The organism is Rufibacter aurantiacus, assembly GCF_017916345.1.
In the GTDB taxonomy this organism is placed as follows: Bacteria; Bacteroidota; Bacteroidia; order Cytophagales; family Hymenobacteraceae; genus Nibribacter; species Nibribacter roseolus.
This window is the reverse complement of the sequence record NZ_JAFMSV010000005.1, coordinates 318,844-340,682: the sequence shown is the minus strand read 5'-3', so window position 1 is coordinate 340,682 and position 21,839 is coordinate 318,844. Positions and strand designations below refer to the sequence as shown.

The 21,839-nt window shown below is 52.6% G+C and carries 20 protein-coding genes; 16 read left to right on the top strand and 4 right to left on the bottom strand.

Annotated features, from left to right (window positions below):
• The first annotated feature begins 112 nt into the window (after positions 1-112).
• The 4 genes from J3P34_RS20300 (at position 113) to J3P34_RS20285 (ending at position 4,682) form a co-directional block, all read left to right on the top strand.
• A complete protein-coding gene (locus J3P34_RS20300; protein ID WP_210490461.1) occupies positions 113-1,456 on the top strand; it encodes a TolC family protein in 1,344 nt (447 codons plus the stop codon).
• Positions 1,446-2,567 carry an efflux RND transporter periplasmic adaptor subunit gene (locus J3P34_RS20295; protein ID WP_210490460.1) on the top strand — a complete coding sequence of 374 codons (1,122 nt, stop codon included), beginning with the start codon at positions 1,446-1,448 and terminating at the stop codon, positions 2,565-2,567. Before J3P34_RS20300 ends, J3P34_RS20295 begins: the two co-directional genes overlap by 11 nt.
• Positions 2,568-2,578: 11 nt before the next feature.
• Positions 2,579-3,826, top strand: coding sequence for an ABC transporter permease (locus J3P34_RS20290; RefSeq protein WP_210490459.1), 1,248 nt, complete (start codon positions 2,579-2,581; stop codon positions 3,824-3,826).
• Positions 3,827-3,992: 166 nt separating this feature from the next.
• On the top strand, positions 3,993-4,682 hold the full coding sequence (locus J3P34_RS20285) for an ABC transporter ATP-binding protein (protein ID WP_210490458.1): 690 nt from the start codon (positions 3,993-3,995) through the stop codon (positions 4,680-4,682).
• Positions 4,683-4,938: 256 nt separating this feature from the next.
• Here J3P34_RS20285 and J3P34_RS20280 read toward each other — a convergent pair whose 3' ends face one another.
• Entirely contained in the window at positions 4,939-5,601 is a 663-nt protein-coding gene (locus tag J3P34_RS20280) for a hypothetical protein (RefSeq protein WP_210490457.1), read from the bottom strand.
• Positions 5,602-5,873: 272 nt separating this feature from the next.
• On the opposite strand from J3P34_RS20280, the gene guaA reads away from it, so the two are divergent.
• The 3 genes from guaA (at position 5,874) to hemL (ending at position 10,513) form a co-directional block, all read left to right on the top strand.
• Positions 5,874-7,403 (top strand): glutamine-hydrolyzing GMP synthase, encoded by a 1,530-nt coding sequence (gene guaA, locus J3P34_RS20275; protein ID WP_210490456.1) that lies wholly within the window; start codon positions 5,874-5,876, stop codon positions 7,401-7,403.
• Positions 7,404-7,429: 26 nt separating this feature from the next.
• Entirely contained in the window at positions 7,430-9,115 is a 1,686-nt protein-coding gene (locus tag J3P34_RS20270) for an ABC transporter substrate-binding protein (protein WP_210490455.1), read from the top strand.
• 99 nt (positions 9,116-9,214) lie between these two features.
• Positions 9,215-10,513, top strand: coding sequence for a glutamate-1-semialdehyde 2,1-aminomutase (gene hemL, locus J3P34_RS20265; RefSeq protein WP_210464497.1), 1,299 nt, complete (start codon positions 9,215-9,217; stop codon positions 10,511-10,513).
• Between the two features lie 79 nt (positions 10,514-10,592).
• Here hemL and J3P34_RS20260 read toward each other — a convergent pair whose 3' ends face one another.
• Positions 10,593-10,823 (bottom strand): hypothetical protein, encoded by a 231-nt coding sequence (locus tag J3P34_RS20260; protein ID WP_210464496.1) that lies wholly within the window; start codon positions 10,821-10,823, stop codon positions 10,593-10,595.
• A gap of 169 nt (positions 10,824-10,992) precedes the next feature.
• On the opposite strand from J3P34_RS20260, the gene J3P34_RS20255 reads away from it, so the two are divergent.
• The 9 genes from J3P34_RS20255 to J3P34_RS20215 all read left to right on the top strand — a co-directional run bounded on the left by J3P34_RS20255 (position 10,993) and on the right by J3P34_RS20215 (position 19,645).
• Positions 10,993-12,309: an NCS2 family permease gene (locus J3P34_RS20255; protein WP_210490454.1), complete on the top strand. Its 1,317-nt coding sequence runs from the start codon at positions 10,993-10,995 to the stop codon at positions 12,307-12,309.
• 183 nt (positions 12,310-12,492) lie between these two features.
• On the top strand, positions 12,493-13,191 hold the full coding sequence (locus J3P34_RS20250; protein ID WP_210490453.1) for an SDR family NAD(P)-dependent oxidoreductase: 699 nt from the start codon (positions 12,493-12,495) through the stop codon (positions 13,189-13,191).
• Between the two features lie 112 nt (positions 13,192-13,303).
• Positions 13,304-13,705, top strand: a complete 402-nt coding sequence (locus J3P34_RS20245; RefSeq protein WP_210490452.1) for an acyl-CoA thioesterase — start codon at positions 13,304-13,306, stop codon at positions 13,703-13,705.
• Positions 13,706-13,764: 59 nt separating this feature from the next.
• Positions 13,765-14,637, top strand: coding sequence for an alpha/beta hydrolase (locus J3P34_RS20240; RefSeq protein WP_210490450.1), 873 nt, complete (start codon positions 13,765-13,767; stop codon positions 14,635-14,637).
• A gap of 127 nt (positions 14,638-14,764) precedes the next feature.
• Positions 14,765-16,699, top strand: a complete 1,935-nt coding sequence (locus J3P34_RS20235) for a sialate O-acetylesterase (protein ID WP_210490449.1) — start codon at positions 14,765-14,767, stop codon at positions 16,697-16,699.
• A gap of 25 nt (positions 16,700-16,724) precedes the next feature.
• Positions 16,725-17,012, top strand: coding sequence for a GIY-YIG nuclease family protein (locus tag J3P34_RS20230; RefSeq protein ID WP_210490448.1), 288 nt, complete (start codon positions 16,725-16,727; stop codon positions 17,010-17,012).
• 201 nt (positions 17,013-17,213) lie between these two features.
• Entirely contained in the window at positions 17,214-18,197 is a 984-nt protein-coding gene (locus J3P34_RS20225; protein ID WP_246853820.1) for a glycoside hydrolase family 5 protein, read from the top strand.
• A 206-nt stretch (positions 18,198-18,403) separates the two neighbouring features.
• Positions 18,404-18,940, top strand: coding sequence for a dCTP deaminase (gene dcd / locus J3P34_RS20220; protein ID WP_210464489.1), 537 nt, complete (start codon positions 18,404-18,406; stop codon positions 18,938-18,940).
• A gap of 225 nt (positions 18,941-19,165) precedes the next feature.
• Positions 19,166-19,645: a hypothetical protein gene (locus J3P34_RS20215; protein WP_210490446.1), complete on the top strand. Its 480-nt coding sequence runs from the start codon at positions 19,166-19,168 to the stop codon at positions 19,643-19,645.
• Positions 19,646-19,710: 65 nt separating this feature from the next.
• On the opposite strand, the gene gldC is transcribed toward J3P34_RS20215, so the two are convergent.
• Together gldC and dnaN are read right to left on the bottom strand one after the other, a co-directional pair.
• Positions 19,711-20,073, bottom strand: coding sequence for a gliding motility protein GldC (gldC, locus tag J3P34_RS20210; protein ID WP_394344096.1), 363 nt, complete (start codon positions 20,071-20,073; stop codon positions 19,711-19,713).
• 546 nt (positions 20,074-20,619) lie between these two features.
• Entirely contained in the window at positions 20,620-21,744 is a 1,125-nt protein-coding gene (gene dnaN, locus J3P34_RS20205) for a DNA polymerase III subunit beta (protein ID WP_210464487.1), read from the bottom strand.
• Positions 21,745-21,839: the final 95 nt, after the last annotated feature.

Here is a 21,839-nt window from a genome sequence, read left to right as displayed (position 1 = left end):
TCCCTTAACGCTTGATAATCAACCCGAAAAATGAGTAACTTTTTGCAAACATTTTTTTCAAGCTCCTTCCCACTCATAGCTTAAGCACAGAACCTTGTTCCTTCACCCTGAAATGAACAAATACCTCCTGTTCTTTTTTCTCCTGGCCGGCGGGCGGGCAACGGCGCAGGTGACCTTCGGTTCCCTGCCCGAAGCTACAACCTACGCGCTCCAGCACCGCCCCGATCTGCACAACGCAGACCTGGCCCGGCAAGTGGCAGAGCAGGGAGCCATTCGCGCCAAGGCACCATTGTATCCGCAGGTGAAGGTCTCCGGTGCCTTTGACGACTATTTGGCCCTGCCGGTGCAGTTGATCCCGGCAGAGTTTGTGAACGGTGAGAAAGGCGAACTGGTGGCGGTACAGTTCGGGACGCAATACAATTTAGCTTTCCACCTGGAGGCGGCACTGCCTTTAGTAAGCGTGCAGGCGTGGAAAAACCGCCGCATCGCCCAAGCTGAAGTCCAGTACAGTTATTACCAGCAGCAGGACGCCCAGCAGAGAGCCAGCGAGGAGATTGCCAGAATGTATTACCTCTGTCTCCTGAACCGCGAGGCCACCGCCCTCTCCCAGGAGAACCTGCACGTGAACGACACCCTGCTGCTCACCGCCGCGGAGCGTTTCAGGAACGGCCTGGCCGAACCTTTGGAACTGAACCGCCTCAAAGCCCTGCAACTGGAAAGCCGCCAGCAATTGAACGACAACCAGACCGTGTACCGGAAAAACCTGGCCCGCCTGAAAATGCTCTGCGGCATCAAACTAAAGGAAGACTTGCAATTAACCGAGACCTTGAGCGACCAAGAAACTGCCGCTCCCCCACCCCAGCCCACCGTGGAGGCTTTGGGCTTATACCGGGCCCTGCAATGGCGCATCCAGGCCGCCGAGACCGAGGAACAGAAACAAAGGCTGAGCTGGCTACCGGAGGTCTCCATGTACGGGCGGTTCACGCAGCAGGCCCAACGCAACGCCTTCAACTTTACTGATTCCGCTTATCCCTGGTACCAGGTAGGTTGGGTGGGCTTGCGGGCCGAGTGGCTTTTGTTCAGCGGCTTCAACCGGAAAGCCGAGTTCAGGAGAGCCACCCTGCAGAAGCAGATGGCCGTGAACGAGCTGCAGCATTTCGCCCTGCGGGCGCAGGAAGAAAACGAGGAGATCAATCTTTCCCTGCAGAACGCGCAGAGCAGCCTGGAGAATTACCGTCAGCACTACGCCCTGTACCAGGAGAACTACACCATTGCCCGTTACAAATACCACCAGGACGTGTACACCGTGGACCAACTCCTGCAGGTGTACACCGAGAAGCTCAAGTCTCAGAACTTTTACCTCAACGCTATGGCAGATTATTACGTGAACCGCGCGTTGCTGCAGATCAAGAACCACTTTGCCCAACCTGACAACCCAGCGCTGTATGTTAAGTAGGCACAAATCATTTCATGCCAAGTCCTTAGTCCTGTTCTTGTTGGGCAGCGGCACGTTTCTTTCCTGCCGGAACGGCGAGGAAACGGTTACCCCGGAGATAAAGCCGCTTACGGAGGCGGTGTATGCCTCGGGGCACGTGGTGTCTGACCAGGAGTACCAGATCTTTGCCCAGGGCGAGGGCGTGCTGGTGAAAAAGCTGGTGCAGGAGGGTCAACCTATCAGGAAAGACCAGGTGTTGTTTGTGCTGGAAAGTCCGCAGCAGAATGCCCGGCTACAGTATGCGCGGGAAGCATCCAACATGGCCGCCGACAACTACCGGAACGGCAGTCCGGTTTTACGGGAGGCTGCTGCGGCCTTACAAGCTGCCCAGGCCAAACGCGCTTATGACTCGGCTAACTTCGTGCGCTACCAGAACCTGCTGCAGAACCGCGCCACCTCCAAAGCCGAATATGACCGCTATGCGTTGGCTTACCAGAACAGCCGCAGCGAGTACCAGGCGCAGCTGAGCCGCTACAATAAACTGAAGAACCAACTGTACCTCGATGTCCAGAATGCGCGCAGCAACCTGCAGGTGGCCCAAAGCGAGCGCGGCAACTTCACGGTCCGGAGCAACATCAACGGCACGTTACTGAAACTGCTCAAAGAACCAGGCGAGCTGGTGCGCCGCAGCGAGGCCATTGCCGTAGCCGGGCAGTTAGACGAGTTTTACCTTCGGTTGCTGGTAGACGAACTAGATATTCAGCGGGTGAAGCCGGGTCAGAAGATTCTGGTGAAAATAGACGCATTTCCGGGCAAGGTTTTCAACGGACAGGTAACCAAAGTTTACCCCATGGTAGACCCGCAGAGCCAATCACTGCGGGTAGACGCCAAACTCACCGATTCTTTGCCCGGCTACTACTCTGGCCTGGCGCTTGAGGCCAACATCATCACGCGGCAGAAAGACAAGGCGTTGGTAATTCCGCGCACCCTGCTCCTGCCCGGCGACTCCGTGGATGTGGAGCAGAACGGCAAACCCACCCGGGTGAAAGTGACCAAAGGCGTGGAGACCCTGAACGAAGTAGAGATCACCTCGGGCCTCACGCCCCAGACCAAACTCATTCTTCCTTCTTAACTGATGAAAGCATGAACCTCGCGCTGCGGATCGCCAAAACCCACCTGCTGGCCAAACCCCGGCAAACCATTGTGGCCATGCTCGGTGTGACCTTCGGGATTGCCATGTTCATTACCATGGTGAGCCTCATGACGGGTCTTAACGATTTCACCGAGGAACTCACCATGACCTCCACCCCGGACATCAGGATGTACAACGATGTCACCGAGCCCCGCAAAAGCATCCTGGAAGAGCAGAAACCCAGGGGCTTGGTGGTGGTCCACCATCCTAAACCAAAAAACGAGACGCCCAAAATCAGAAACGCCTTCCAGATTGCCGAGCAGCTGCGGCAGGACCCTTTGGTTCTAGGCGCCGCCCCGCTCCTGAGCACGCAGGTGTTCTACAACTACGGCCCCGTGCAACTCAACGGCAACCTGGCCGGGGTAGACATTCTGGAGGAGGACAAACTCTTCAAGCTGCGGCAGAAGATTAAGACCGGCAGCCTGGAGGATCTGCTGGTCTCCACCGATGGCATCATCATGGGCGCGGGCCTTGCACGGAAACTGAACATGATCAACGGCGACCGCGTAGTCATCACCACCCCGCAGGGTTATACCATGACCTTGAACGTGGTGGGCACTTTTCAGATGGGCCTGGGCACCATTGACAACGCCAAAGCCTACGCCAACATCAGCACGGTGCAGAAGATCCTGCAGAAAGACCAGAGCTACGTCACCGACATCAACATCAAGCTGCGCGACCTGGATCTGGCCAAGCACAAAGCCGCCGAACTGCAGCGCCTTTACGGGTACAAAGCCGAGGACTGGGAAACCGCTAACGCCACTTTTCTCACCGGCTCCATCATCCGGAACATCCTCACCTACTCGGTTTCCATCACCCTGCTCATCGTGGCCGGTTTTGGGATCTACAACATCCTCAACATGACCATCCACAACAAGATGAAGGACATCGCCATCCTCAAAGCCACCGGTTTTGCCGCCCGTGACGTGCGCAACGTGTTCCTCATCCAGTCCATGGCCATCGGGTTGATGGGGAGTGTGCTAGGCCTGGCCGTGGGGCTGGGGCTCTCCTACCTGGTTTCCCTGGTGCCCTTCAACGGCGGAGACATTGTGACCATGGATACGCTGCCCGTCAATTTCCACCTCAAATACTACCTTATCGGACTGATCTTCGGGAATGCCACCACTGCCTTCGCCGGCTATCTCCCCAGCCGCGCCGCCGGAAAAGCAGATCCCATTGAGATTATAAGAGGACAGTGACATTTAATTTGGAGATGAGAAGATGTGGTGATGAGAAGATGGGGAGGGGTATTTCAAGAGAGAAAGATTTTGAGGTCAATTTCAGAAATCAGGCTAAAAAGATAAAAATAATATCAATATCATTTCATCATCACACCTACAAATTTTCAAATCTCCAAATCTCCTTATGGAACCACTGCTCATTGCTCGGCACCTGAACAAGTACTTCTATGAGCCGGAGAAATTCCAGGTGCTCACGGATATCAATCTGGAGGTGCCGAAGGGGGAATTCGTGTCGTTGGTGGGGAAGTCTGGGTGTGGGAAATCTACGCTGCTGTACCTGCTCTCCACCATGGACACCGACTACGAGGGCACGGTGGAGCTGAACGGGGAACTTTTGACGGGCAAGAACCAGAATGAACTGGCAAGGTTCCGGAATGAGCACATCGGGTTTGTGTTTCAGTTTCACTTTCTGCTGCCCGAGTTCACGGTGTTGCAGAACGTCATGATTCCGGCTTTGAAACTGAAAAAGCATTCTGAAAAAGAGATTGAGGCGCGGGCCATGGAAAAGCTGAAACTCTTGGGTGTGGAAGAACAGGCACAGAAACCGGCTAACAAACTCTCAGGCGGGCAGCAGCAGCGCGTGGCCATCGCGCGGGCGCTCATCAACGATCCCAACATCATCATGGGCGATGAACCCACCGGCAACCTTGACTCTTATAATACGCAGGTGGTTTTGGACATCTTTCAGCAACTCACACGCGAAATGGGCCAGACCATCATCTCCGTGACGCATGACAACGAATTCGCCGCCAAATCTGACCGCATCCTGGAAATGAGCGACGGCCATATCATCGGGAACATCAAGAATCGTTAGTAAGCATGATTGCCTTGCCGGTTTATGGGCTTCTTTTGGCAAAGCAGGCTGAAAGTGGAAGATGATTAAATTGACTTTTATATTAAGCAGTAATGATTCGCTGTAGCGATACCGGTCGAGAATGCCCCCCACCCAGAAGGGGAATACCTGCAAAATAACCTTATTATATGAGTAGAAAAGAAAAACCGTTGCGGGGCTGTTTAGTTGATAACAGCCCCGCAACGGTTTTTATGAGTTTGCTTAAAGGAACAAGCTCTTAGTTGCCGGAATGACTTCTGATGTTCTCGAAAGTGATATTCAGGTTACGGCTGGAGCCGCTGCTTTTTAAGGCGTTTCCTGCCCGGTTAGGGAAGGAATATTCCGGCACGTAGTATTCCAGGCCAAATTTCAGGTTGGCTACCGATCCTGAGAGCACTTTGGTGAGGGCGTTGTATTGCAGGGTGGCTGTACCATCCAGCACTATTACGCAGCCGGGTGACATGGCGCCGCTGCCGTCAGAGAAGTTCTGGCCATTGTGCACGCAAACAGCTGACGCGTCTTTGAGGGAAATAGAAGCGGGCAGGTTCTGAATGGTGCGGTTTTTAAAATGCACCGATACCCATGACCGGGTGTTCACTGTGGACGTGTCTCTGAAGTACAGGGTAATGCCGTTGTTCTCCTCAATGAAATAGGCCTCTAATTTGTCCTGCGCATTTACCTTGTAGGTTTTACCCCGCAGGTTAGCGTACGCCTCTGGGTACATGTTCTGGTAAGCGGCATCCACCTTAATGCTGTCTACCATAGAAAAACTGGTGTGGATGGGGGCTGCCTCAGGGGTAGGCTCCGTGGAATCTGAATCTGCCTCACAGGCAAACAGTAGGGAAGCGGTGAGTACCACCCCTAATGCTGTCCGGAAAGGGAGAAGTAAAGCTTTTAACATAATATCTGTTTCTTTAGTTAGAATCTGGTCGGGCAACCGGGAGCTTTTCTTCATGATCAAAGACCCCGGAAGATTGCACTTTTAATTAACAAAATACGTGCCTTCTTTTTGGTTTCGTAAAATACGTCCTTTTTTCTGGCCGATTTTTCAAAAATGTGCTTGAAACGGACAAAAGCTCCGGTCAACTGTATTCATGACAGGCGCTGCCGCCTTCTCCCCTACTCGGCCGCAATTTCATTTTCATGTTTTAAAACGGGCACGTACCTTTGCACATGCCAGAAAAAATTCTCATCCTCGATTTCGGGTCTCAGTACACCCAACTGATCGCCCGTCGCGTCCGCGAGCTTAACGTCTACTGCGAAATCCACCCTTTCAATAAAATCCCGGAAATCACCCCAGATCTCAAGGGCGTGATCCTGTCCGGTAGCCCGTCATCGGTGCGGGAAGAAAACTATCCCAACCCAGACATTACCCCGTTTCTGGGCAACCTGCCGGTGTTGGGCGTGTGCTACGGTGCGCAGCTCATGGCGCAGGAAGGCGGCGGCGAGGTGATCGCTTCTACCATCAGGGAATACGGCCGGGCCAAACTGAGTCACGTAGACCACCACAACCTTCTCCTGAAAGAAATCACCATTGATTCCCAGGTGTGGATGTCACACGGCGATACCATCAAGCATATCCCGGACAACTTTGAAGTCATCGCCAGCACCGACTCAGTGGAAGTGGCGGCTTACAAGGTGAAAGACCAGGAAACCTACGGCATCCAGTTTCACCCCGAGGTGACGCACTCCACCGAGGGCAAAACCCTGCTCCGTAACTTTGTGGTGCACATCAGCGGCTGCTCCCAGGACTGGACCCCAGACCAATTCATTGAAAGCACCGTGGCCGAACTGCGCGAGCAGATTGGCAATGATAAAGTAATTCTAGGCCTCTCCGGTGGCGTGGATTCATCTGTGGCGGCCATGCTCATCCATCAGGCCATCGGGAAGAACCTGTACTGCATTTTCGTGGATAACGGCTTGCTGCGCAAGAACGAGTTTGAGGATGTGCTGCACTCCTACAAAGACATGGGACTCAACGTGAAAGGCGTTGACGCTAAAGACCAGTTCTACTCCGCATTGGCCAATTTAACCGATCCTGAGGCCAAGCGCAAAGCCATCGGACGGGTGTTCATTGAGGTCTTCGATCAGGAGTCGCACCAGGTAGAGGACGCTAAGTGGCTGGGCCAGGGCACCATTTACCCAGACGTAATTGAGTCTGTGTCGGTGAAAGGCCCGAGCGCGACCATCAAATCGCACCACAACGTGGGCGGTCTGCCAGATTTCATGAACCTCAAAGTGGTGGAGCCGCTCAAGACCTTGTTCAAAGACGAAGTCCGGTTGGTGGGCAAAACCCTGGGCATTGCAGATACCATCATCGGGCGCCATCCGTTTCCGGGCCCGGGTCTGGCCATCCGTATCCTGGGCGACATCACCCCGGAGAAAGTAGCCATTCTGCAGGAAGTGGACCATATCTTCATCTCATCGCTGAAGAAAACCGGTCTTTATGATCAGGTTTGGCAGGCCGGCGCTATGCTGTTGCCTATCCAGAGCGTAGGCGTGATGGGCGATGAACGGACCTATGAGCGCGTGGTGGCCTTAAGAGCCGTAACCAGCGTAGACGGTATGACCGCCGACTGGTGCCATTTGCCGTATGAATTCCTGGCCGATGTGTCTAACGAGATCATCAACAAGGTGCGCGGGGTAAACCGCGTAGTCTATGACATCAGCTCCAAGCCACCGGCTACCATTGAGTGGGAATAGGTTTAGCGCTTATTTTTCTGAAAACGATGAAAAAACAGATTGTACTTGCCACGGCCGGATTGGCTCTTTGCTGGAACGTGCAGGCCCAGACCTCTGCCGACCTGAACACCAAGCTACAGAACGGAAGGTTGTTGCTGGACCAGGAGAAGTATGCCCTGGCCATGGCCGAGTTACAGCCCATCTCCAGCAAGGTTACGGGTAAAAACTACGCTCCTGATGCCGCCTACCTGTACAGCGTGGCGGCATCAAGGCAGAAGAAGTGGGCCGAGGCTGACAAGATGCTCACCCAACTCACCACCGAGCACACCAACTGGGGCGGCCTGGCTGATGCGCAATACCTGCACGGGCAAGTACTGTTTGAGAAAAAAGAATACCTGCGGGCTCTGAAAGCACTGGCGGTCATTGATGAAAAATCAATGACCGATGAGGTGGCAGCCATGAAGCGGCATTACATGATGCTGCTCACTGACAAAGCCACGTTCCAGTACCTGATGCGCCAGTTCCCCGAGGACGCCACCCTGGCCCGAGCCTACGCCGACAAACTGGTGGGCGGCTGGTTCACCCAGCAGGACCGTGCGGATCTGGAGGCCCTAGTACGCAACTTCAAGCTGGACCGCAGCTATTTGGATCGCTCACAGAACATCAAAAAAGATGCCTACAACGTGGCGGTGCTGCTACCTTTCAACGTCTCGGACAACACCATCAAAGTAGACAAAAAGAACCTGTACCTCACTGATTTCTACGCCGGTATTCTGTCGGCGAGGGATTCATTGCAGAGGCAGGGCGTGCGGGTGAACGTCTTCCCTTATGACGTGAACAATGACACGGCGCAGGTCAGAAAGGTCATGACCCTGCCAGAGATGGGCACCATGGATCTGGTCATCGGGCCGATCTATAAAGGGAACAGTGCTTTTGCCGCCAAAATTGCCCAGCAGCGGAACCTCAACATGGTGAACCCCTTCTCAGACGATGCCGACATTGCTAAAGGCAACCCGTACCTGTTTTTGATGGAAACTTCGGTGGCTACCCAGGGCCAGCGTGCTGCGGCCTACGCCTACCAGACGTTCCCCAAGAAAACGGCCATACTGGTGTTTGACAGCGAGAAAAACGACACCGTCTTTGCCGGAAACTTCAGACGCACCTATACCGCCTTGGGCGGAAAAGTGGTGAACGCGCAGAAGATCAACTCCAAGACCAGCACCAATGTAGCCGGGGTTCTGGGAGCCGTGAACCTGAAAGATTTGGGCGTACTGGTGGTGCAATCCTCTAACCAGGCAGTGGCCACCAGCACCGTTAGCTTGCTGGAGCAGAAAGCGGCCAAAGTGCCGGTGATTGCCCCGCAGTCCTGGCTGGAGAACCCGCAGATCAGCTTTTCGCAGCTCGATTTCCTGGAGATGTATTTCCCCGCGCCTAAGTTCATTGACCCAGAAAACCCAGCGGTGCAGAATTTCAAGCGGGCTTACACCAGCCGTTATAACCTGCCTCCCTCAGCTTTCACCTACACCGGTTTTGAGTTACTGAACTACTATGGCCGCAGCCTGCAGGAAAACGGATACTCCGCCCCTCCTAAATTAAGCGGCGTTCAGCCCGGCGCCTTCTACCAAGGCATCGGCTATGAAGCCGGATCCGGCAAACAAGCCCAGGACAACCAGTACCTTCCTATTGTTAAAGTAGAGAACGGCCGTTTACTGGTGGTGAACCCGGTGCTTTAATTTTAAATGAGTGATTGAGAGATTGAATGATGAATTGAATAACATTTCCAATTTTCATTCTCTCATTCACTCCTTCTCTCCATCACTCAATTACAACACATGTCACTTAACCATACAACCAGCCAGGAGCTATTTCAACGTGCACAAGAATCAATTCCCGGAGGCGTGAACTCACCGGTAAGGGCGTTCAGGGCTGTGGGTGGAAAGCCGCTTTTTATGAAATCCGCCAAAGGTGCCTACCTCTACGATGAAGACGGAAACCAGTACCTGGACCTGATCAACTCCTGGGGACCGATGATCCTGGGCCACGCCCACGAGGTGGTGGAGAAAGCCGTGCGCGATGCCTTGCCTGGTTCCCTTTCCTTTGGTGCGCCAACCCGCCGCGAGGTGGAGATGGCCGAGCTGATCATCAGCATGGTGCCCAGCGTGGAGAAGGTGCGCATGGTAAACTCCGGTACCGAAGCGACCATGTCGGCCATTAGGGTGGCGCGGGGCTTTACCGGCCGTGACAAGATCATCAAGTTTGAAGGCTGTTACCACGGCCACGGCGACTCTTTCCTGATTGCCGCCGGCAGTGGCGCCATAACCCTTGGCGTTCCGGACAGCCCCGGCGTGACCAAAGGTGTGGCCAACGATACCCTGACTGCTCCCTACAACGATCTGGCCGCGGTACAGACCCTGATTGACGCCAATCCCGCCCAAATAGCTGCCATCATCCTCGAGCCGGTGGTAGGCAACATGGGCCTGGTCCCTCCTGCCGAAGGTTTCCTCCAGGGCCTCCGCGACCTGTGCACCAAAGAAGGCATCGTGCTCATTTTTGACGAGGTGATGACCGGTTTCCGGTTAGCCAAAGGCGGTGCGCAGGAACTGTATGGCGTGACCCCAGATATGACTACCCTGGGTAAAATCATTGGCGGAGGCATGCCGGTGGGCGCGTACGGCGGAAAAGTAGAGATCATGAACAGCGTGGCGCCGGCCGGTCCGGTGTACCAGGCGGGCACCTTGTCAGGAAACCCCATCGCCATGTCGGCGGGGATGGCGGCTTTGTCTTACCTGAATGAGCACCCCGAGCTTTATGGCCAATTACAGCAAATCACCGATAAACTGGTGAACGGCACAAAGCAGAATATGCAGGAACTAGGCCTGAACTACACCATCAATCAGGTGGGCTCTATGTACAGCGTGTTCTTCACCCAGCAACCGGTGACGGATTTCGCTTCGGCCAAAACCTCAGACCTGGAGCTGTTCGGTCGGTATTTCCACCAGATGCTGCAGCGCGGCATTTACCTGGCCCCTTCCCAGTTTGAGACCCTGTTCGTTTCCGCTGCCATCACCGATGATCTAGCGGATGCTTACCTGGCTGCCAACCGCGAAGCCCTGCAAGCTTTACAGGCATAATTGCAAAACCAAGTAAAAGGCATAAGCGGCACCTGAAACAGATCAGGTGCCGCTTATGCTTTATAAGTAGTCCGAACGCTTACCTGCTGTTCTTCACCTTCAAGTAATTGAGGTACACGCCCAGCATCATCAAGGCAGAGGTTCCCAACAACAGCAGGAAACCCAGGTTTCTCTGGGTTAACAGGCTTTGGCTGAAGAAATTTGTCATGGCCAAGACCATTGATACCGCCGCAAAGCCCCAGAATACCGTTAACAGCACCAACTGCTTTTTGGTGGGATGGCTGAGCCAGGTTCCTTTTGGTTTCTCCATAGCCGCTGGTTTAACGTTTTGGTAGCCGCACTTTTACCGTTTGCTTACGTCTAAATTAGGCGAAGGAGCCGGAATGAAGCAGAAACCTTTTACTTTGGCTTTTTAACGGGCTTCCGCTTAAGGTTCTCCCTGAGAACAGTTGCAGACCAATCACCCAACCCAGACATCCATGAACTCCTTTTTTGAGCTGAAGAAATACGGAACCAACGTCCAGACCGAGGTCATTGCCGGCATCTCCTCTTTCCTGGCTACGTCCTATATTATTGTGGTGAACCCCAGCATCCTGAGCCAGGCCGGAATGCCTTTCTCCGCCGTGCTGACCGCCACGGTGCTGGTCTGTTTCTTCAGCAGCCTCATGATGGGCCTGTACGCCAAGAATCCCATTCTGGTGGCTCCCGGCATGGGCCTCAATGCCTTCTTTACCTTCACCGCCGTTTTGGGCATGAAAGTACCTTGGCCGGTGGCATTGGGGGCGGTTTTCTGGTCCGGGATTGTGTTTCTGCTGCTCTCTGCGTTCAACATCAGGACGTACATCATCAAGGCCATCCCGAGGCCGCTACGGTACGCCATTGCGGCGGGCATCGGGTTGTTTATCTCGCTTATCGGGTTCTCAAACGCCAAGTTCATCGTCTCCAATCCAGCCACCATCATCGGGATCGGGCCTTTGACGCCGGCGGTGCTTACGTTCCTGGCCGGGTTACTAGTAACGGCCGTGCTGGTTACCAAACACGTGAAAGGCGGCATCCTGATCGGGATTCTGTTCACCACGCTGGCGGCGTATCCCATCGGCCGTTGGTGGGGCGTGGAGCCGGGTGCAGAAGCCAGCACGCTCATTACCTGGCAGGGCATCTTTGCCGCCCCTGATTTCAGCCTGTTTTTGAAATTAGACCTCCTAAACTCTTTGCAGTGGGCGGTAGTGCCGGTGATCTTCGCATTTGTCTTCACCGATATGTTTGACAGTCTTTCCACCCTGGTAGGCCTTGCTGAGGCCGCTGACTTGCTGGACGAGCACGGGGAACCGCGTAACGTGAAGCGTTCCCTCATGGTAGACGCCATTGCTACTACGCTGGCCGGACTGGTGGGGTCCAGCCCAGGTACGGCTTACATTGAATCAGCGGTGGGGATTGAAGAGGGCGGCCGGACCGGCCTCACGGCGGTGGTGGGCGCTTTGCTGTTTCTGCCTTTCCTGTTTCTGGCTCCGCTTTTATCGGTGGTGCCTGCCATTGCTACAGCTCCGGCGGTAGTATTGGTGGGTGTGTTCATGGTGCGGCCGGTCACAAAGATCAACTGGGATCAGCTGGATGAGGCCATCCCGGCCTTTCTGGCCATGGTGCTCATTCCCTTCTCCTACTCCATCACCCAGGGCATCATCTGGGGCTTTCTTTCCTGGACTGCCTTGAAACTGATTTCGGGGAAAAAAGAAGATGTGACCCTACCCTTGCTCATTGTGGACGTTTTCTGTATTGTGGCGCTGGTGCTGGAATAGGTTTCCGTTTAGCGGCTCTTTTTTAAATTTCAGCTCAAAGCAGGGGTCTTCCGGAGGCCTAGTGCTATTTAAGAGAGTGGCTCCTCTTCTATCGCACCCGCAATGATTTGCCGCAAAACTTGTCTGGTGATAATCTGTTTTCCTTTGGTATAAGGCCACAAGCCATGAACCACAAAGGAAAACATGAAAAACTATCTGATTATTGGCGGTTCCTCAGGCATCGGGAAAGAACTAGTGCAACAGCTTGAGCTTGAAGTATGCCGCGTTTATGCCACCTATTGCCAACATCCGGTAGAAACCGAAAACCCAAACACCACTTTTCATTTTCTGGATGTGCTACAAGACAACCCAGATTTGAGCTTTTTGCCAGAGACGCTGGATGGCTTGGTGTATCTGCCCGACAGCATCAACCTGGTTCCTTTCCACCGCCTCAAACCCGGTGATTTCGTGACCGATTTCCAGTTACAGGTGAATGGCGCCATCAAGGTAGTACAGGCTGTTCTTCCGCACCTGAAAGCTGCCGGGGCAGCCTCCATCGTGTTCTTTTCTACCGTGGCGGTACAGACCGGCTTCCCTTTTCATGCGCAGGTGGCTGTTTCCAAAGGAGCCATCGAGGGACTGACCAGGGCACTGGCCGCCGAGTTTGCGCCAGCCATCAGGGTGAACGCCATTGCGCCCTCCCTCACCGATACACCTTTGGCAGCCAGATACCTGAACACCCCCGAGAAGACGCAGGCCAACGCGCAACGGCATCCTCTGAAAAGGCTGGGCACCGCCCCAGACCTCGCGGAAATGGCGGCCTTCCTGTTATCCTCAAGATCCTCCTGGATGACGGGGCAAATCCTGCATGTAGACGGAGGCATGTCCAGCATTCGGTTATAGTATCACTTTCTTGCCCCCAGAAAAGCAGAAAGGGTTTGTAGCCTGTTTTTACGAAAAGTGTTCCAAAGAACTTTATATTTGATTCACTCTCACCTCTGCTTACAATCTTACCATGGCCAAAGAACACCTGCACAAATTCAACATTGACATAAAAGTAAACGAGGCCGATATTGATGCCTTGGCCCACGTGAACAATGTGGTGTATTTGCGGTGGGTGCAGGAGGTGTCTGCGGCGCATTGGGCGCATGTGGCTCCTGGCCACATGCAAGAGCAATACCTGTGGGTGGTGCTTCGGCACGAGATTGATTTCCATAAACCAGCCTTCGCGGAAGATACCATCACTGGCTACACCTGGGTGGGCGACCACCAGGGAGCTAAGTTTGAGCGCTTCGTGAGTCTGTACCGCACCGGAACCGAGGACCTGCTAGCCTCGGCCAAAACCACCTGGTGCCTGTTGGATGCGCGTACCCTGCGCCCCAAACGCATTGAGCAGGAAATGCTGGATCTGCTGTGATAGAGGTTTTACATCCGGAGATTGCAGAAATCCATCACTTTTCAAAAACAAGACTTTAAATGAGAATCCTTCTCCCGGTTTATTTCATGCTGCTTTTCACGGCATCGGCATTCGCCCAAAAGAAATCCTCTACCTCAAAAGACACAGTCAAACCTTTTGTGCTGGGGCTAATAGACGAGATTACCTCTAAGGAGCTGGGAGAGAAAAGGATCTTGAACATTTACCTCCCGGAAGGTTATAACCCGCGAGACACCACCAAATATCCGGTGGTGTACCTGCTGGACGGGTCTGCCGAGGAGGATTTCATCCACGTGGTGGGGCTTTTCCAGTTCAACAACTTCCCCTGGATAGACCGGGTACCCAAATCCATTATCGTCGGGATTGCCAACGTGGACCGGAGAAGGGATTTCACTTACCCCACCACCCTGGAAAAAGACCAGAAGAGATACCCAACCAGCGGGCACTCGGCCAACTTCATGGCTTTCATTGAGAAGGAGCTTCAGCCGTACATAGAGAAGAAATACCGTACCAATGGGGCCAAAACCATCATTGGGCAATCACTGGCTGGCCTTTTTGTCACCGAACTACTGTTGAAGAAACCCACTCTTTTCAATAAATACATCATCATTAGCCCAAGCATCTGGTGGGACAACGGTTCTATCCTAAACCAAACCTCTCCCCTACTTACGAGCAGCTTCTCCCAGAAAACAGACATCTACATTGGAGTGGGCAAAGAAGGACTTTCGCCCAGCGATATTCCCCACGTGATGGAAGTAGACGCGAACCTGCTTGTAGAAAAACTCCGGACCAAGAACCCCCAGGTTAAAGTCTACTATGACTATTTGCCGGAGGAGGACCACGCCACGGTTACCCACCAGGCCATCTTCAACGCGCTGCGGCTGTTGTATCCTGATAAAAGAGAGGCCAAGTAACTTAATGCTCACGCTGGTGTAGGACTTGGAGTTTGGCTACTACCTCAGGTTCGTCTTGCCTAAATATTTGGTTCATGAAATGAACATCAAAATGGAAAACCCAATGCTTTCCTTCCGACCATCGTTTATGCGGTTTGCTTTAACCCTTTCGCTGCTAATAGCCCATTCCCTGGTTTTCGGGCAAGTGCGTTTACCCAAGGTTTTCAGCGACCATATGGTCCTTCAACGGGGACGGAATATTCCGGTTTGGGGAACCGCACAGCCGGGGAAGCAGGTTTCGGTGGAATTTGGCGGCCATAAGATTAAGGCAACTACTGGCCAAGATGGTAAATGGATGGTGCATCTGCCCCAGATGCAGGCGGGCGGCCCGTACCTTATGCAGGTGTCTGAAGAAGACAAAACCAAACCGGTAATTTTGTTTAAAGACGTGCTGATAGGCGATGTGTGGCTGGCCTCGGGGCAATCCAACATGGAGTGGCAGGTACAGCAGGCCATGAATGCTGAAACGGAAATTAAAAACGCCCACTCTCCTAACATCCGGTTCTTTAATGTACCCCATAACAAAACAACCAATGTCCAATCTGATGTGCTGGGCGGCTCTTGGCAAGCCATTGACTCAACTACTGTGAAAACCGCCTCGGCGGTAGCGTACTTTTTTGCCCGGGAACTACAGGCTGATCTAAAGGTACCCATTGGTATTCTCCAGTCTACCTGGGGCGGTACCCCGGTGGAGGCCTGGACTAGCCGGGAACAGTTGCTTTCTTCTCCCCTCACCCAGCGCACCGTCCTGCAGAATGACTCAGTGACCGAAAAGCATTTCATCAAAGACAGCCTGGATCTGGTGCGGTTCTGGGACATTGTGAACAACCCCAAAAACAAAACCGATAAAACCATTCCCAACCCAAAATTCAACGATGCTAAATGGCCGGAGCTGATGATGCCCGCCACCCTTAAAGACCTGAACATGCCCGGTTACGAAGGCATGATGTGGCTGCGGAAAACCATCAACCTTCCCCAAAACATAGCCGGGAAAGAAGTCACCCTCCACCTCGGTCACCCTGAGATGAACTACTCGGTTTACTTCAACGGGAAAGAAATCGCTAAAAATGTCTGGAATGCCAACCCCACCCACCATTACCGTTTACCGGCTAATTTGGTAAAACAAGGCAAAAACGTGATCGGGGTAAGGATGGCCTTCCTATGGTCGGGCGGCGGCTTCAATCCGCCTGCGGAGGAAATGTACCTGACAGACGGAGTCTCCAAAGTAAGTCTGGCCGGGGGCTGGAAATACCAGAGAGACCTGGAACCCACCCTTCCTACCATCAAGAACTACTACCAATATCCTACATATCTCTACAATGCCATGATCCACCCAGTGGTCCCCTACGGTATCAACGGCGTGATCTGGTACCAGGGCGAAAACAATGTATACGTCCCAGGTGACTACCGCACCTTGTTTCCTATGATGATCAATGACTGGCGCATCAGGTGGCAACAGGGGTATTTCCCTTTTCTGTATGTTCAACTAGCCAATTATATGAAACAGCAGCCGGAGCCCTCTCAAAGCAACTGGGCAACCCTGCGCGAAGCCCAAACCCTGGCTTTAGCGCAGCCCAACACCGGCATGGCATCCATTATTGACCTGGGCGAGGCAGACAACATCCACCCCAAAAACAAGCAAGAGGTAGGCCAAAGGCTTGCCCTGGTGGCAAAGAAACTAGTCTACAAAATGCCAATCCAGGCCTCAGGACCCATGTACCAAAGCCATCAGGTAGAAGGAAACCAGATCAGAATCCAGTTCACCGAGACAGGTTCCGGCTTAGCCACCAGAGGCAACGAAAAGCTTACAGGTTTTGCCATTGCCGGGAGTGACCAGAAGTTCTATTGGGCAGATGCCGTGATTAACGGAAGCACGGTAAAGGTAAGCTCCGAGAAGGTGAAGAATCCGGTGGCGGTACGCTATGCCTGGGCCGATAACCCAGCGTGCAACCTGATCAACAAGGAGGGCTTGCCCGCTATCCCCTTCCGCACCGATAACTGGAATACGGCCGAGGTAAAGTAATTCCTTAAGTTAAAACAATTTTCCTATGCAGGTCATTTACAAAATAACGTATCCTAATGGCAAAATTTACATCGGCCAGGACCGCACAGATAGTATTAACTATTTCGGAAGCGCCAGCAATGAATTGATAGCCCAGGATTTCACCAGAGAACAGAGAATGGATTTCACCATCAGAAAAGAAATTTTGTGGCAATCTGAAGTAGCATCTGTCAAGGAAATCACTGAAAAGGAAATAGAGTTCATCAGAGCTTTCAACGTCAATGATCCTGCCGTAGGTTACAATAGGTGGCCAAAGTTGAAGCGTCAGGGTTAAGGCGCCTTCGTAAAGTTCTGGCCCTTGTTTTCCCAAATTGTACATAAAACACTAAAACTATACCTTAAGATTAAATCTTTGATTATGTTACAAGGCTTTGTTGGCAACTCTAATCTGGTAAAAGAAATGCTAAAGGAGTGTTATACCCTGCAAGGCATAATTTTCTTTCTTTGAGGCTCAACCTCCACTGTACCTATGTCTTTGAATAAGATAATTCCTACGCTCCTCCTGGCAGGCACCAGCCTTTTAGCGCCCGCCCAAGCGGTGAAGAACCATGGCGCATTGCACGTAAAAGGCACCCAACTCATAGATCAGAAAGGCCAACCCGTGATGCTCAGGGGTATGAGCTTTGGTTGGCATAACTTCTGGCCTCGCTTCTACACCCCGCAAACGGTGAGCTGGCTGGCCAAGGACTGGAACATCAACGTGATCAGGGCCGCGATGGGCATAGAGCCGAAGAACGGTTACCTGGAAAAACCTGATTGGTCCAAAGAGAAAATCAAAGCGGTGGTAGACGGCGCCATTAAGGAGAACATCTACGTCATCATTGACTGGCACAGCCACAACATCAACCTGCCGGAGGCCAAGGCATTCTTCACCGAGATGGCCCAGACTTACGGCAGGAACCCGCACGTGATCTATGAGATCTTCAACGAGCCCGACCAGGAAACCTGGCCCGAGGTAAAAGCCTATTCTGAGGAAGTGATCTCCGCCATCAGGGCTGTAGACCCGGATAACCTCATTCTGGTAGGCACGCCGCAATGGGACCAGGACGTGCACGTGGCGGCCGATAACCCCATCAAGGGCGTGAAGAACCTCATGTACACCCTGCATTTCTACGCCGCCACCCATAAGCAGGAACTCCGCGACCGAGGCGATTATGCCTTGAGCAAGGGCTTGCCGCTTTTCATCTCAGAATCGGCGGGCATGGAGGCCACGGGTAACGGGCCTCTGAACGAGGAGGAATGGAAGAAATGGCTGGACTGGGCCGAGCAGCGCAAGATCAGCTGGATTACCTGGTCAGTCTCTGATAAAGACGAAACCTGCTCAGTGCTGCTGCCCTCTGCTTCTGCTACCGGCCAATGGAAAGACAGCGACCTAAAACCATCGGGCCTAAAAAGCCGCGCGCTCATTAAGAGCTATGCTGCCCAGCCGGTAAAGAAAACGAAAACCGCCAGCAAGTAACAAGCCTCTTTCAAAGTAAACGGCCCTCATGTTTGTAGGCTGTTTCTGCCAAAACGCCCGGTAAACCCTTCTAAGAAAAGGAGCTGCCGGGCGTTTTAGGCTTCTTTTGGGGGAAACAGGGCAAAAACGGTTCTCCGCTGCGGCACCCGTGGCAAGAACCGGATTTTACGCGTACCTTGCATCTTTATTTTAAGCTACCAACCCGCATGATCCTCACCGACCGTCAGATTCTGGAAGAGATAGAAAAAGGCACCATTGTTATTGAGCCTTATGACCGCTCCTGCCTGGGTACTAACTCTTACGATGTGCACCTAGGCAAATACCTAGCTTTTTACAAAGACGAGGTGCTGGATGCCCGCAAACACAACCAGATAGAGGTGTTTGAGATCCCGGAGGAAGGCTACATTCTGGAGCCCGGCAGACTTTACCTGGGAGTTACCGAGGAGTATACCGAGACCCACGCCCACGTGCCTTTCCTGGAGGGTAAATCCAGCGTTGGTCGCTTAGGCATTGACATCCATGCCACAGCCGGCAAAGGCGATGTGGGCTTCTGCAACAACTGGACCCTGGAAATTTCGGTGAGCCAGAAAGTGCGCGTGTACCACAACATGCCTATTGGGCAGCTGATCTATTTTGTGGTGAACGGCGGTATTGAGAACTACTATAACCAGAAGAGCAACGCCAAGTACAACCAGCGCTCTGTATACCCGGTGGAATCTATGATGTGGAAGAACAAATTTTAGATTTTTCCGCTTTTCAAGGCTTCTGCACCAGATTTTTGTATAAATCTCACATAAGGCTTGTAGTACAGGAAGAACTTTATTTTCAGCTATTTATAGTGGCGTAAAAAGGAAACAAAGTGGCTTGTGGCACGTTCTTTTTTACAGAGATTCAACTTTTTCGCCATCGGTTTTGTTCTAAAATAGATGGCACAGGAATTGTGTAGTAACTCTCAAAACTGAACAACTATGAAAAGATTAGTGTATACTTTGGCCCTTGTTCTCTCCGTAAGTTTTGCTTCGTTTGCCCAAAACGGCGGAACCGCCGAGCAACGCGCCAAGAACCTGTCAGACAAAATGATTAGGGAGCTGCAGCTGAACAACTATCAGTCCAGAAAGCTGAGAGAACTCAACCTGGCCAATGCCCACAAAATGATCGCTTTTGAGACCAAATACGCTAACAACCCGGCCGAGCTGGAAAGATGTATCAATGGGGTGTGTAAAGAGCGTGATGCGGCCTTGGAAAAGGTTTTAAGCACGGCCCAATACTCTCGCTACTACGGTGCACGTAAGTCTTTCAACAGCTATGACCGCGCCTATGCCCTGCAGTTAGAAAAAGAAAACGGCAAGGCGGCCAAAACCCTGGTGGCCCAGGACAAGACAGACGCCAAACGTACCTTCCCTCAGCCAGAGACAGCGGTGATCAGAGAAGCCTCTCCCCGTAACTAAATAGATTTTATACAAACAAAAAAGCCGCTCCAGGGAGCGGCTTTTTTGTTTGTATAAATCACAGATTACTGCGGGTTCTGGGCCGCGTTACGTTTCTGCTGCTCTTCAACGTGCTGCATAAGTTCCTGGCACAGGCTGCGCATTTTCTCGGCCATCAGCTTGTCATTAGTTGCCGTTTCAATGCTTTGCGCCATCGCCCCGATGGTATCAATGTAGAAGTATTTCATCTCATCAACTGGCATGTCCTTTGTCCAAAGGTCAATCTTCATGGTGCCGGAGTCGTTGCGGTCCCACAGGGAAATGTTAATGGCTTTGGCGAAGTGAATGTCATTACCGGCATCGGTAGCGGTCCAACTGATGGCCTCCGGAACCCGCTGCTCGTCTAAGGCAATGCTGAAGTGTATCTCTGATTTTTTCATTTGTTTCATGGTCTTTCACGCCACCGGCGCTTCGTTCAAAGCACAAAGGTAAATGTTTTTCGGAGTTCTGCGGATACAAGAATTTGCTTTTCAACAACGGCTCTGTTTTGGGCCGTTTTTCCGGTAAACAGCCTCTAAACAGGAATGACACAAATAGGTACAATCCATATAGTAACCACTGGCTGTCTCTCCGTTATGTTGTGCACGCATTTCGTCCCCCTTTGAAGGGGGTAGGGGGATGACAAAGGCGCTTGGAGAACCGATTTGCTTTTCTACAGACCGGAGACTTCAAAGGTGCTCCTCATCCAAGGGCAACCACAAGGGATTGCACCTACATTTCGGGAATGCCATGATCTGCACGAGTGATCATCCCCCTACCCCCTTCTAAGGGGGACGGAATGAGTGGAGATTCCCGGGCACAAAGTAGTTTACTTCAAGATGCGAATCCCCTGCGTTTCTGTTTCAAGGGTCATTTTTCCATATCAGCATAAAAAGAAAAATCCTGCCTGGGTTTACGCCGGGCAGGATTTCTGTATTCTTAAGTAACTTTAACGCTTACACGTAGTTGTTGAGCATAACCGGCATCACCAACATCAGGATGCTTTCTTCGTCATCGTTGGTAGATGGCATAAGCAAGCCGGCGCGGTTTGGCGTAGACAGCTCAAGGGTGATCTCGTCTGAGTCTATGTTGCTCAGCATCTCGGTGAGGAACTTGGCGTTGAACCCGATTTCCATGTCCTCGCCGTCGTACTGGCAAGTGAGGCGCTCGTTGGCCTCGTTGGAGAAATCCAGGTCCTCAGCAGAGATCTGCAGTTCGCTGCCGGTGATGCGCAGACGTACCTGGTGGGTGGTTTTGTTTGAGTAGATGGAGATACGTTTTACTGAACTCAGGAAATCGTAACGGTCAATGGTGAGTTTGTTGGGGTTCTGAGCCGGAATCACATTCTCGTAATCTGGGTAGCGCTCGTCAATGAGGCGGCAGATCATTCTGATGTTATCGAAGCTGAAGAACGCGTTGGAAGTATTGAACTCTACTCTAACCGCCGTGGCCTCATTAGGCAACGTGGACTTGAGCAGGTTGAAGGCTTTCTTAGGGATGATGATGGAAGCGGCGTTGTCGCTGCTCACATCCTGGCGGCGGTAGCGTAGCAGGCGGTGTCCGTCTGTGGCCACAAAGGTGATGTTACCGCTGTTCAACTGCACAAAGATACCGGTCATGGCTGGGCGCAACTCATCATTGCTCACCGCGAAGATGGTTTTGTTGATGGCCCGGCCTAGCACATTGGAAGGGATCTCAATAGCGTTGCCGCCACGCACCACTGGTACCTTAGGGAAATCGGTGGCGTTCTCACCAGAGAGTTTGTAACGGCCATTGGAAGAACTGATCTCAATGGTGTAGGTCTCCTCGTCAATGGTGAAGGTTACCGGCTGGTCTGGCAGGTTTTTCAGGGTATCTATCAGGATACGGGCCGGCGCGGCGATGCGGCCGTTCTCGCGGGCTTCCACGTGTATCTCCGTGATCATGGAGGTTTCCAGGTCACTTGCCGTGATGGTCAGGACGCCGTCGTTGATCTCAAACAAGAAGTTCTCCAAAATCGGCACCACCGGGTTGTTGGCCACTACCCCGTTGATGCTAGTAAGCTGCTTCAGCAGCGCCGTAGAAGATACAATGAATTTCATCCGTTATAGTAGGTTTGGATAAGGAGCTTTATCGGGCAAAGTTAACCAAAAAAGGATTTTTTCCTATCCCAGGGGGCGTTTTTGTTTCCGCCAAA